A 12,611-nucleotide genomic window follows, 5' to 3' on the forward strand; every position below is an offset into this window, starting at 1 on the left:
GTTACATTTGTGTTGTCAGGTCGGACGCCTTCGCGAGCAAGCCCGCTCCCACATTCGACCGCATTCTTCCCGATGGAATGCGGTCACCTGTGGGAGCGGGCTTGCTCGCGAAGAACGATAACGCGGTCTACCTAGTCAGCACTGCGCGGCAATTGCAGGGTCACCCGCAACCCACCCTCACGCAAATTCTGCAACGTCACTTCGCCGCCATGACTGTGGGCGATGTTGCGCGCAATGCCCAATCCCAAGCCATACCCCTGCTGCTGCCCCGCCAACCGGAAGTGCGGCTCGAACACCTGCTCCAGCCGCTGCTCCGGCACTCCCGGGCCTTCATCATCAACGTGCAAGACAAAGGCGCTGTCATCGTCATCGATGTGCAGATGCGCGTTCTGCCCGTACTTCAACGCGTTGTCGATCAAGTTGCCAATGCAGCGTTTCAACGCCAACGGCTTGCCCGAATACGCCGCCAGTGCCCGGCCCTGTTGGGTCACGCGGCCATTGCCGTTTGGCGCCAGATACGGCTCGACCAGACAATCGAGTACGTGGTTAAGGTCGACCGGTTCAATGTTCTCGTGGATGTCGGTGTCTTTCACGCATTGCAGCGCGCCTTTGACCAGCAACTCCAACTCGTCGAGATCGCGGCCGAACTTGGCTTGCAACTGTTCGTCTTCGAGCAACTCCACGCGCAAACGCAATCGCGTGATCGGTGTGCGCAAGTCATGGGAAATAGCACTGAACAACTGGCTGCGTTCGGTCAGGTAACGACTGATACGTTCGCGCATGCTGTTGAACGCGCGCCCCACTTCCACCACCTCACTGCCGCCGCCCTCCGCCACCGGCTCAACGTCGGCACCCAGCGACATGTCCCGCGCCGCACGAGCCAGACGCTTGAGCGGGCGGCTCTGCCAGTGCACCAGTACGCCGATGAACAACAACAGAAAGCCACTGGTGAGGACGATAAACCACACCTGCTGCGACGGCAGGCCTTGTTCTTCAAGACTGGTGTACGGCTCGGGCAGCAACGAGGCGATGTACAGCCATTCGCCCGGCGCCATCTGGATTTGCGTGACCAGAACCGGCGGATTGACCGGCTCGAGGGTCAACGCGTAATGCGCCCAAGAGCGTGGCAATTCATCGAGTTTCAGCCCGGCGTTGAAGATCCGCAGATCCTCGGGGCTGACGAAGGTCACCGAAATATCGGTGTCATGGCCAAGGGTCTGGCGCAGCACTTCGTCGACGGCTTTCATCACTGCGGCTTTACGCGGGGTGACCGGCAGAACGTCCATGCCCAGCGGTTTGTCATTGAGCGTCACGACAAATCGGGTGCCGCCCATGCTGCGCAATTGGTCGAGCACCAGTGGGCGATAAGCCACTGGCAACGAGCGGAAATAACTGACGCTGGCGGTCATCGAATGGGCGAGGCTGCGGGCGCTGGTGACCAGGCCTTCAAGCTGGGTGGCGCGCAGTTGCGAGACCCAGATCACGCTGGACAACGTCTGCGCAAACAGCACGGCGAGCAAGGTCAGCAGCAACATCCGCCCAAGCAGCGAGCGCGGCACTGGTACCTTGGCGGCGAGTTTACGCAGCGACTCAGTGACCATTGCCGGCAACCACATTGGCTGCCAATTGGTAACCGCTGCCGCGCACGGTGCGGATCAGTCGCGGCGGTTTTTCCGTATCGCGCAGGCGTTGGCGCAAGCGGCTGACGGCCATGTCGACGATGCGATCGAGCGGCATCAGGTCGCGGCCACGGGTGGCATTGCCGATGGTGTCGCGGTCGAGAATTTCCTGCGGATGATCAAGGAACAGTTTCAGCAGGGCGAAATCGGCGCCGGAGAGAATCACTTCTTCGCCGTCGGTGTGAAAGAGACGATGACTGACCATGTCCAGCCGCCATTCATCAAACGCCAGCACTTCGCTGCCATTACGTTCCTGACCGAATTGCGCGCGGCGCAGCAGGGCTTTGATCCGCGCTTGCAGTTCGCGCGGGCTGAAGGGTTTGCCGAGGTAGTCGTCAGCGCCGAGTTCGAGTCCGATCACGCGATCGGCTTCGTCGGAACTGGCGGTGAGCATGATGATCGGCACCTGCGCCTGACGCGGATGCTGACGCACCCAACGGCAAAGGCTGAAGCCGTCTTCGTCGGGGAGCATGACATCGAGGATCACCAGATCACTCGGCGCCTCGTTGAGTGCCTGACGGAAACTGGCGCCATCGGCCGTGGCACGTACCTGAAACCCGGCGCGGGTCAGGTAGGTTTCCAGCAACTCGCGTATTTCCTGGTCGTCATCGACCAACAATATCGACTTGTTGACTGAGCTCACTTCGAAGGCATCCTTGTTGTTGGAATTGGGGCGGATTATGCCTGATGAACCGATCGTTCCCACGCTGATCGTTCCCACGCTCTGCGTGGGAATGCCTCTGGGGACGCTCCGCGTCCAGTGACGCGGAGCGTCACGGGCTGCATTCCCACGCGGAGCATGGGAACGATCTCACGCTTCAGCCTGCCTGTTCCAGAGCCACACCCGCGCCCATCAGCCCGGAATACGGCGCTGTCACCAGCCACACTGGAATGCCTTTGAAGTAATCACTCATGCAACCTTTATCCGCAAAGCTGCGAGCAAAACCGCTTTCGAGGAAGAAATCAGCAAACCGTGGAATCACACCGCCAACGATAAACACCCCGCCACGCCCACCCGTGGTCAGCACGTTATTACCGGCGACACGGCCGAGCCAGCAGCAGAATTGCTCGAGCACTTCCAGCGCTATCGGATCACCCGCCAGCCCGGCCGCGGTAATCGCTTCCGGCGTATCGAGTGTCGGCTCATGCCCATCGACCGCGCAAATAGCCCGGTAAACACGCGGCAAACCGCCGCCGCTCAACGCCGTCTCGGCACTGACATGGCCGATTTCGTTATGGATGTGCTGCCACAATTGCGTTTCACGCGGGCTGCTCAGCGGCAGATCGACGTGACCGCCCTCGCCCGGCAGCGCCGCAAAACGGCCTTCGCCCAAATCGAGCAAAGTGCCCACGCCAAGGCCAGTGCCCGGGCCGATCACCACCGCCGGGCGCAACGGCTCCGGCGTGCCTTCGCAGACCACGCGAAATTCGCCCGGCTGCAAACGGGTCATGCCCAGCGCCATTGCCGAGAAGTCGTTGACCAGCAACAACTGCTCGACCTGCAAGGTTTTGCAGAACGCCGTGCGGCTCAGCCGCCAGTGGTTATTGGTGAATTTAAATTCATCACCACTGACCGGACCGGCCACCGACAGGCACACCGAACCGATCGAACCCGGCGCCAGACCGAGCCCGCTCAGGTAAAGGCTGATCGCCTCTTCCGGGCTGGCGTGGTCGGCGGTGGCCAAGACCTGAACCGATTCCAGTTGCTGATCTTTCCACAACGCAAACCGTGCGTTGGTGCCTCCGATGTCACCGACCAAAGCCAGTTTCAATTAAGCGTCTCCAGGGCAGAAGTGAAGGCGCTGGCGCCCTGCTCTGCCGAGCTGAAAGCCATGCGCATAAAGCCGAACAGTTCGCGACCGCTGCCGATGTTGTTGCCCAACAGGCCTTTGGCGGGTTCGCGCGCTGCAAATTCTGCGGCGTCGACTTTAAGTTCCAAAGTGCCTTTGACGCCATCGACGCGGATGATATCGCCCTCTTGCACGCGTGCCAAAGCGCCGCCGACATAAGCTTCGGGGCTGACGTGAATCGCCGCCGGAATTTTCCCCGAGGCGCCGGACATGCGTCCGTCAGTCACCAGCGCGACTTTGAAGCCGCGATCCTGCAGCACACCGAGGAACGGCGTCATCTTGTGCAACTCGGGCATGCCGTTGGAGCGCGGGCCCTGGAAGCGCATCACGGCGACAAAATCTTTTTCCAGCAGACCGGCCTTGAACGCGTCGGCCAGATCCTGTTGATCCTGGAACACCATCGCTGGTGCTTCAACGATCTGGTTTTCCAGCGCCACCGCAGACACCTTCATCACACCGCGCCCGAGGTTGCCTTCCATCACGCGCAAACCGCCTTCCTGCGAGAACGCACGCGCGACCGGGCGCAGGATGTTTTCGTCGAGGCTGTCGACCGGCCCTTCGCGCCAGACCAGTTCACCGTTATCGAGGAACGGTTCTTTGGTGTACTTGCTCAAGCCGTGGCCTAGCACGGTGTTGACGTCTTCGTGCAACAGACCGGCGCCGAGCAGTTCGCGGATCAGGAACGACATACCGCCCGCCGCCTGGAAGTGGTTGATGTCGGCTTTGCCGTTCGGGTAGACGTGGCTCAGGGTCGGCACGACTTCGGAGAGGTCGGCCATGTCCTGCCAGGTCAGTTGAATGCCTGCCGCCATGGCGATGGCCGGCATGTGCAGGGTGTGGTTGGTCGAACCGCCGGTGGCGTGCAGCGCCACAATCGAGTTGACCAGCGACTTCTCGTCGACGATTTCGCCGATCGGCATGAAGTTGCCGTTTTGTTTGGTCAGGCGCGTCACCTGGTGCGCGGCTTCGCGGGTCAGCGCGTCACGCAGCGGCGTGTTCGGGTTGACGAACGAGGCGCCCGGCAAGTGCAGACCCATGACTTCCATCAGCAACTGGTTGGTGTTGGCTGTGCCGTAAAAGGTGCAGGTGCCCGGGCTGTGGTAGGACTTCATCTCCGATTCCAGCAGCTCTTCGCGGGTCGCTTTGCCTTCGGCGTACTTCTGGCGCACGTCGGCTTTTTCCTTGTTGGAAATCCCCGAGACCATCGGCCCGCCCGGCACGAAAATCGTCGGCAAGTGGCCGAAACGCAGCGAGCCCATCATCAGGCCCGGCACGATCTTGTCGCAGATGCCGAGCATCAGCGCGCCGTCGAACATGTTGTGTGACAGCGCTACCGCTGTGGACATGGCGATCACTTCGCGGCTCGGCAGGCTCAGTTCCATGCCCGGCTCGCCTTGGGTCACGCCGTCGCACATCGCCGGAGTACCACCAGCGAACTGTCCGACCGAGCCGATTTCGCGCAGGGCGTTTTTGATCTGTTCCGGGAACACTTCGTACGGCTGGTGCGCCGAGAGCATGTCGTTATAAGACGAAACAATGGCGATGTTCGCCGAGTTCATCATCCGCAGGCTGTGCTTGTCTTCGCTGCCGCAACCGGCCACGCCATGGGCGAAGTTGGCGCATTGCAGCTTGCCGCGCATCGGCCCGTCAGTGGCGGCGCCGCGAATCAGTGCAAGGTAAGCCTGACGCGTGGCGCGGCTGCGGGCGATAAGCCGTTCGGTGACCTCAAGAACGCGGGGATGCATGTGTAGAACTCCAGGCTAACGGATGTGGCGACCTGATTGTCTATGCTGATCAAACGCCGTTGTTGTTGGAATGACAGACGGTTTTTTTGATCATTCGGACCAGTTGATTCAGGTCACTCGTTGTAGATAAAACAAAATATTGCCATTAAAAAGGCTTGTTTTCTATTTTTATGCGAATAATCTTGTAATTCCAACAACAAAACGACGGCGGCGCTGTTCCATGACTCTACGAATCGCAATCAATGGTTTTGGCCGCATCGGCCGTAATGTCCTGCGCGCACTGTATACCCAAGGCTATCGACAGGATTTGCAGATCGTCGCCATCAACGATCTGGGCGACAGCTCGATCAACGCCCATCTGCTCAAATACGACACCGTTCACGGCACGTTCGACGCGCAAGTCGAGCATGACAACGAGAGTCTGACCGTCAACGGCGACCGCATTGCGGTCAGCGCGATTCGCAATCCGGCCGACCTGCCCTGGGCCGCGGAAAAGATTGATGTGGTGTTTGAATGCACCGGTCTCTTTACCGACCGCGCCAAAGCGGCCGCGCATATTACTGCCGGCGCGCGCAAAGTGATTATCTCGGCCCCGGCCAAAGGCGCCGACGCCACCGTCGTTTATGGTGTGAACCACGACATTCTGCGCCAGTCGCACCAGATCATCTCCAACGCTTCGTGCACCACCAACTGTCTGGCGCCAGTGGCGCAGGTGCTGCACCGTGAGCTGGGCATCGAAAGCGGCTTGATGACCACCATTCACGCCTACACCAACGATCAGAACCTCACCGACGTCTATCACACCGACCCGTACCGCGCGCGTTCGGCCACGCAGAACATGATCCCGAGCAAGACCGGCGCTGCTGAAGCGGTCGGCCTGGTGCTGCCGGAACTGGCCGGCAAACTGACCGGCATGGCCGTGCGGGTGCCGGTGATCAATGTCTCGCTGGTGGATTTGACCGTGCAATTGAAGCGCGAAGCCTCGGCGGATGAGGTCAATGCGCTGCTCAAGGCTGCGAGCCAGCATTCGAAGATTTTGGGTTACAACACGTTGCCGCTGGTTTCCAGCGACTTCAACCACAACCCGCTGTCGTCGATCTTCGACGCCAACCACACCAAATCCAGCGGCAAACTGCTGAAAGTGCTGGCCTGGTACGACAACGAGTGGGGCTTCTCCAACCGCATGCTGGATAACTGCCTGGCGCTGTGTAACGCCGAGTAAGGGTGCCTCGCTCTCCCCGTAGGAGCTGCCGAAGGCTGCGATCTTTTGATCTTGTTTTTAAGTTCAACATCAAAAGATCGCGGCCTTCGGCAGCTCCTACATTTATCCGTGTCGATCACAAAACAATACTTGACCATTCGCATAGATGATAAGCATTATCATTCGCTCGAAATGGATCAGGTTCCCCCGTGAGTCAATCGCGCTTCAACCACGTCTTCCTCACCCAGCGTATGTCCCTGCTGCGGACGCTGGAACGGATGGTCAACAATCACAGCACCGCTGAAGACCTGCTGCAGGAAACCTACCTGCGCGTGACGCGGGCGTTGAGCGAGCGGGCCATCGATCACCTCGAGCCCTTTGTCTTCCAGACCGCGCGCAATCTGGCGCTGGATCATTTGCGTGCGCGCAAGCTGCACTCACGGACGATGGTCGATGACGTGCCGCAAGACGTCGTGCACAGCATCGCCGCCCCCGCCAGCAGCGCCGAAGACGCCGCCCACGCCGAACAAATGCTGGAGCGATTGAACGTGAGTCTCAGCGAACTCAGCTCGCGTCAGCAGCAGATTTTCATCCTCAGCCGTTTGCACGGCAACAGCTACCAGGAAATAGCGGACGAACTGAACGTCTCCCTGAGTACCGTGCAGAAAGAATTGAAACTGATCATGTCCATTTGCATCGGCGTCGCCGAACGGCATAACAGCAGCGGCGAGTTATAAGCTTCAAGCGGCAAGCTGAAAACTCAAAGTTCACACCGAATGAGCTTTAGCTTGCAGCTTGTCGCTTGAAACTCGAAACTTGCTTTGAAAAAGCCCGAGGAAACACCGTGACGGACACCCACCGCTCGCCTTCGCCTGATTCGGCGCGGGACGCTGCAGACGCAATGGACCAGGCGCTGGACTGGCTCATCGTGCTCGGCAGCCCGGACGAGGAGCAGACCCGGCAGTTCCATGCCTGGCTGGCGGCTGATCCGTTGAACGCCGAAGCGTTCGCCAAGGCGCAGGCGATCTGGGATGGCCCGCAAGTCATTCAGTGCGCGCAAAGCCTCGCGGCGAAACCTGCCAAGGTCACCTTTCTCAAGCGGTTGCGCCCGCACTGGAAACCGTTGGCCACTGCTGCAGTGCTGATTCTTGGTCTGTTCAGTTTCAGTAACCTGCCGATGCGCATTCAGGCCGATCACTTGACGGTGGTCGGCGAGCGTCAGCGTCTGCAACTGGAAGACGGTTCGAAAGTCCTGCTCAACACCAATTCCGCTTTCTCCAGCACGATCAATGATCAGCAACGCGTTGCTCGCTTGTATCAGGGCGAGGCGTATTTCGAGATCGCCGGCAGCCGCACTCAGCCCTTGGAAATCGATGCTGGCCCGGTCAAAGCCAGCGTGCGCGACACCGAATTCGCCGTGCGTTATCTCGATGGCGTCGCGCAGGTCAACGTCCAGCGTGGCGATGTCGATTTGCGCGCGACCCACAACGATGCCCGCGTGCGCCTGTCGGCCGGGGAAAGTATCCGCATCGGCCCTAATGGCTTCGACCGCCCGTCCAAACTTGATGCGGCGACCGATCTGGCCTGGGTACAAGGCCGACTGGTGTTCGAAAACTGTCCGCTCAACCAAGTGCTGGCCGAGTTGCGCCGCTACTATCCGGGCTGGATCATCAACACCAACGAGCAGTTGGCCGACGTCGCCGTGACCGGCAATTATCGCCTCGATCAGCCACTCGACGTGGTGCGTTCCCTCGCCCACATCACCTCCGCGCGCTTGCAGGAATTCCCGGCGCTGGTGATCTTGAACTAAATGAGAATTATTTTTACTCGATAGCTGAAGCCCGTTCGTCTCGTTATAGCCAATGCAATTGATTCGCATCACGATGCCAATCAGCACCTATAAAGATTCGTGCGACACGGAGCGCTATCGATGTCCTCACGCCTTACCCGTCAGACTTCCCCTTCCCGCGTATTGTCGCTGCTGACCGCTGCCATTCTCATGGCCGGCACCGCACCGCTGATGGCTGCCACCGAGCAACCGGCGCGCAACATGGGTGATTACGCGTTCTCCATCAACCAGCAACCGCTGGTGTCGGCGCTCAATGCCTTCACCTCTGTGACCGGTTGGCAGGTCGGCTTGCCGGCGGAACTGGGTCAGGGCGTATCGTCGCCGGGCGTGCGCGGCTCGCTGCCGCCGGAGAAAGCGCTGGAGCGGCTGTTGGTGGGGACCAATTTGAGCTTCCGCAAGCTGAGCAACAACAATGTGGTGCTGGAAAAGCGCAACAGCAGCGGCACCCTTAACCTTGATCAGGTGACCATCAGCGCCACGCGTCAGGAACAGTCGGTCAACAGCGTGCCGGCCACCGTCAGCGTGCAGACCCGCGAAGATCTCGATCGCAACAACGTCAATTCGATCAAAGATCTGGTGCGGTACGAGCCGGGCGTTTCGGTGGGCGGCGCCGGTCAACGTGCCGGCATCACCGGCTACAACATCCGTGGTATCGATGGCGACCGTGTGCTGACTCAGGTCGACGGCGTGCAAGTGCCGGACAGTTTCTTCAACGGCCCGTACGCGCAGACCAACCGCAATTACGTCGACCCGGAAATCGTCAAACGCGTCGAAATTCTCCGTGGCCCGGCCTCGGTGCTGTACGGCAGCAATGCGATTGGCGGCGCCGTCAGCTACTACACCCTCGATCCGGACGACATCATCAAGCCTGGCCAGGACGTCGGCGCCCGGCTGAAAACCGGTTACAGCTCGGCCGATGACAGCTGGCTGACCTCCGGTACCGTTGCTGGCCGCACCGGCGACTTCGACGGTTTGCTGCACCTGAGCCAGCGCAACGGTCACGAAACCGAATCCTACGGCGAAACCGGTGGCACCGGCCTGAACCGCACCGAGGCCAACCCGGAAGACGTGCGCACCACCAACGTGCTGGCCAAACTTGGCTGGAACTACGCTGACGACGCGCGCTTCGGCCTGACCTACGAACACTATAAAGATGATCGCGACACCAACCAGTTGAGCGCCGTCGGTGGCCCGTTCAACGCTGGACGCGGTTTCGGTTTCTATAAGTCGCGCACCGGCAACGACACCGTTACCCGCGAGCGTTTTGGTCTGGAACACCGCTTCGCGCTGGACACTGTGCTGGCCGACAACATCAAGTGGTCGCTCAACTATCAGATCGCCAAAACCGATCAGAGCACCCAGGAAATCTACGCGCCGTCGCGCACTGTGCTGCGCAACCGCGACACCAATTACAAAGATCGCCAGTGGGTATTCGATGCGCAGGCTGACAAGTCGTTTGCCATCGCCGACACCGATCACACCATCACCTACGGCACGACCATCAAGCAGGACAAGGTCACCGGTCTGCGCACCGGCTCCGGCACTTGCCTGACCGTCGCCGGCGCCTGCCGCGTGATCGGTGCGCCAAGCGCGGCCGACACCTTGACACCGGCCAGCGACTTCCCGGATCCGACCATCAACAGCTACAGTCTGTTTGCCCAGGATCAGATCAGTTGGGGCAACTGGACGTTCCTGCCGGGCGCACGTTACGACTACACCGAACTCAAACCGCACATCACCGATGAGTTCCTCGCCACTGCCGACCAGAGCGGCAACGGTCAGGTCAGCGACGAGAAGAAAACCTGGCATCGTCTGTCGCCGAAGTTCGGCACCACTTACAGCTTCAACGACAACTACACCTGGTACGGTCAGTACGCCGAAGGCTTCCGCACCCCGACCGCCAAGGCTTTGTATGGTCGCTTTGAAAACCTCGCGGGCGGCTACCAGGTCGCGCCGAACCCGGATCTGGAACCGGAAAAAAGCAAAAGCTATGAAACCGGTCTGCGTGGCCAGTTTGAAGCGGGCACCTTCGACGTTGCGGTGTTCTACAACAAGTACCGTGATTTCATCGACGAGAACGCCATCACTCCCGGTTACACCGAGACCACGTTCCAGAGCAACAACATCAAACACGCCACCATCAAAGGCGTGGAGCTTAAAGGTCGCTTGAACCTCGATACCTTCGGCGCACCGACCGGCCTCTACACCCAAGGCTCGATGGCGTACCTGTATGGCCGCAACGATGACAGCGGTGAGCCGCTGAACAGCATCAACCCGCTGACCGGCGTGTTCGGCCTCGGTTATGACCAGGACAAATACGGCGCGCTGCTGAGCTGGACGCTGGTCAAGCGCAAGGATCGTGTCGACAGCACCATGTTCAAAACACCGGACGGCACCAGCACCCAGTTCAAGACCCCGGGTTATGGCGTGCTCGATCTGGCGGGCTTCTACAAAGTCACCGACGACGTGACCGTCAACGCCGGTCTCTACAACCTGACCGACAAGAAATACTGGCAGTGGGATGACGTGCGCGGTTACGACAGCGTCGGCGAAGCCTCGGTCACGCAACCGGCCAACCTCGATCGCCTGACCCAACCGGGCCGCAACTTCGCGATCAATCTGGTCTGGGACATCTGATCCGGCCAACCTCACTGCGCGTGTTCAAGCACCGCGCAGTGAGGTTTTTTTACGCTCATGCGTCTGCTTGTTCGTCTCGTTAGCAAGCGCCTCTCTTTCTCAAGGATTTCCCATGACAGCTCAAGACACCGAACAACGCCCTGCCCTGCGTTCGCAACGCTTGAACCAGATCACCAACGAACCGCACACCAAGCTCGATGCCCTGGTGAAGGCTCACGCGCCGTTCGAGACCCGCGCCAACTTCGCCCGTTTCGTCGTCGCGCAGTACCTGTTCCAGTCGGAACTGGTCGACCTCTACAACAGCGCCGAACTGACCGCCATTGTCCCTGACCTGCCGGCCCGCTGCCGCGCTGAAGCGGCCAAGGCTGACCTCGCCGATCTCGACACCGAAGTCCCGGCCCCGGTTGCCGGCGCGGTAAAAAACCCGAGCAAGGCACGGGCACTGGGCTGGATCTTTGTGTCCGAAGGTTCGAAGCTCGGCGCTGCGTTCCTGATCAAACGCGCCGTGGCCCTTGAGCTGAGCGAAACCTTCGGCGCCCGTCACCTCGGTGAGCCAGAAGGTGGCCGTGCCGAAGGCTGGAAGAGCTTCGTGCGCACCCTGGATTCACTGGAATTCAGCGCTGAAGAAGAAGCCGAAGTGGAGCAAGGCGCGATCGACGCGTTCAACCGCTTCACCGTGTTGCTGGAACAGGCTTACGCCACCGAGGCCGAACCGGCCTGATTCCCGACACAGCACAAAACCCATTGTGGGAGCGGGCTTGCTCGCGAATGCGGCCTCACATTCGACAGAGATGTTGGCTGACATACCGCCTTCGCGAGCAAGCCCGCTCCCACATGGGAACTGCAACAACCTGTAAGATCCCGATCCCGCTTCAGAAGCATCCCGCCGAGCCCATGCCGCAACCAGCCTCCTCCAAACTCGCCCGCGTGCTGTTCGGCCTCCTGGCCTACGTCAGCCTCGGCATCGGCCTGATCGCCATTGTCGTGCCCGGCCTGCCGACCACCGAGTTCATCCTCCTCGCCGCCTGGGCCGCCACCCGCAGTTCGCCGCGCCTGAGTGCCTGGCTGGAGAACCATCGCCTGTTCGGGCCGATTCTGAGCAACTGGCGCAACGGCAAAATCATCGCGCGCAAAGCCAAAGTCAGCGCGACGGTAAGCATGTTGCTGTGCGCGACGTTGATGCTGGTGATGCTCGATCACGGCTGGCCGATCTATCTGGCGATTGCCGGGATGGGGTTGGGGAATCTGTGGATCTGGTCGCGCCCGGAATCGATTCCTGTTTAAGCCACACCGAGTTTCTGTGTGAAGAACTTTTGTGGCGAGGGGATTCTGTGGCGAGGGGATTTATCCCCGATTGGCTGCGAAGCAGCCACAGTCCAGAAACCCTGATTTTTCCGACAGAACCCATTCTCAGGTTTTGGGCCTGCTTCGCAGCCGAACGGGGATAAATCCCCTCGCCACAAGTGCCCTCCAATTCACGCAGACACTTCCCTGAAATTGCTCTGATTTCCAGCACTTTCCCCTGCGCAAACGTTTAGCGCTGACCGTTCGTCGGCGCGCGCCTCATGCCTTTTCGCCTCGCGCCGATGAGCATTCATGGCGCTGAATGGATTTGGCGAACCGGGTAGTCCATACCCGCAAGCCACCCGT

Annotated in this window: 10 protein-coding genes; 6 read left to right on the plus strand and 4 right to left on the minus strand. The window is 60.2% G+C overall.

Annotation, left to right across the window (positions count from 1 at the left end; genetic code table 11):
• Positions 1 to 131: 131 nt before the first annotated feature.
• The 4 genes from GVL50_RS08695 to edd form a co-directional block, all read right to left on the minus strand.
• Complete coding sequence (locus GVL50_RS08695) at positions 132 to 1,601, minus strand: ATP-binding protein (protein WP_053123022.1); 1,470 nt, start codon at positions 1,599 to 1,601, stop codon at positions 132 to 134.
• A complete protein-coding gene (locus tag GVL50_RS08700; RefSeq protein WP_008082801.1) occupies positions 1,591 to 2,322 on the minus strand; it encodes a response regulator in 732 nt (243 codons plus the stop codon). The genes GVL50_RS08695 and GVL50_RS08700 overlap by 11 nt, the downstream gene beginning before the upstream one ends.
• A gap of 175 nt (positions 2,323 to 2,497) precedes the next feature.
• Positions 2,498 to 3,451: a glucokinase gene (locus tag GVL50_RS08705; protein ID WP_159812515.1), complete on the minus strand. Its 954-nt coding sequence runs from the start codon at positions 3,449 to 3,451 to the stop codon at positions 2,498 to 2,500.
• Complete coding sequence (gene edd / locus GVL50_RS08710) at positions 3,448 to 5,274, minus strand: phosphogluconate dehydratase (protein WP_053123026.1); 1,827 nt, start codon at positions 5,272 to 5,274, stop codon at positions 3,448 to 3,450. Before edd ends, GVL50_RS08705 begins: the two co-directional genes overlap by 4 nt.
• A 220-nt stretch (positions 5,275 to 5,494) precedes the next feature.
• Between edd and gap the strand changes: the two genes are divergently transcribed.
• The 6 genes from gap (at position 5,495) to GVL50_RS08740 (ending at position 12,245) form a co-directional block, all read left to right on the plus strand.
• Positions 5,495 to 6,496, plus strand: coding sequence for a type I glyceraldehyde-3-phosphate dehydrogenase (gap, locus tag GVL50_RS08715; RefSeq protein ID WP_053123028.1), 1,002 nt, complete (start codon positions 5,495 to 5,497; stop codon positions 6,494 to 6,496).
• Between the two features lie 188 nt (positions 6,497 to 6,684).
• Complete coding sequence (locus GVL50_RS08720; RefSeq protein ID WP_053123030.1) at positions 6,685 to 7,212, plus strand: RNA polymerase sigma factor; 528 nt, start codon at positions 6,685 to 6,687, stop codon at positions 7,210 to 7,212.
• A 107-nt stretch (positions 7,213 to 7,319) separates the two neighbouring features.
• Positions 7,320 to 8,285: a FecR domain-containing protein gene (locus GVL50_RS08725; protein WP_159812516.1), complete on the plus strand. Its 966-nt coding sequence runs from the start codon at positions 7,320 to 7,322 to the stop codon at positions 8,283 to 8,285.
• 120 nt (positions 8,286 to 8,405) lie between these two features.
• Positions 8,406 to 10,961, plus strand: coding sequence for a TonB-dependent receptor (locus GVL50_RS08730; protein WP_159812517.1), 2,556 nt, complete (start codon positions 8,406 to 8,408; stop codon positions 10,959 to 10,961).
• A gap of 112 nt (positions 10,962 to 11,073) precedes the next feature.
• The gene (locus GVL50_RS08735) at positions 11,074 to 11,682 is read left to right on the plus strand and encodes a biliverdin-producing heme oxygenase (RefSeq protein WP_159812518.1); all 609 of its coding nucleotides are present in this window, start codon (positions 11,074 to 11,076) and stop codon (positions 11,680 to 11,682) included.
• Positions 11,683 to 11,855: 173 nt separating this feature from the next.
• Positions 11,856 to 12,245 (plus strand): YbaN family protein, encoded by a 390-nt coding sequence (locus GVL50_RS08740; RefSeq protein ID WP_159812519.1) that lies wholly within the window; start codon positions 11,856 to 11,858, stop codon positions 12,243 to 12,245.
• Positions 12,246 to 12,611: the final 366 nt, after the last annotated feature.

It is taken from the genome of Pseudomonas sp. 18058 (assembly GCF_902706155.1).
GTDB lineage: Bacteria > Pseudomonadota > Gammaproteobacteria > Pseudomonadales > Pseudomonadaceae > Aquipseudomonas > Aquipseudomonas rustica.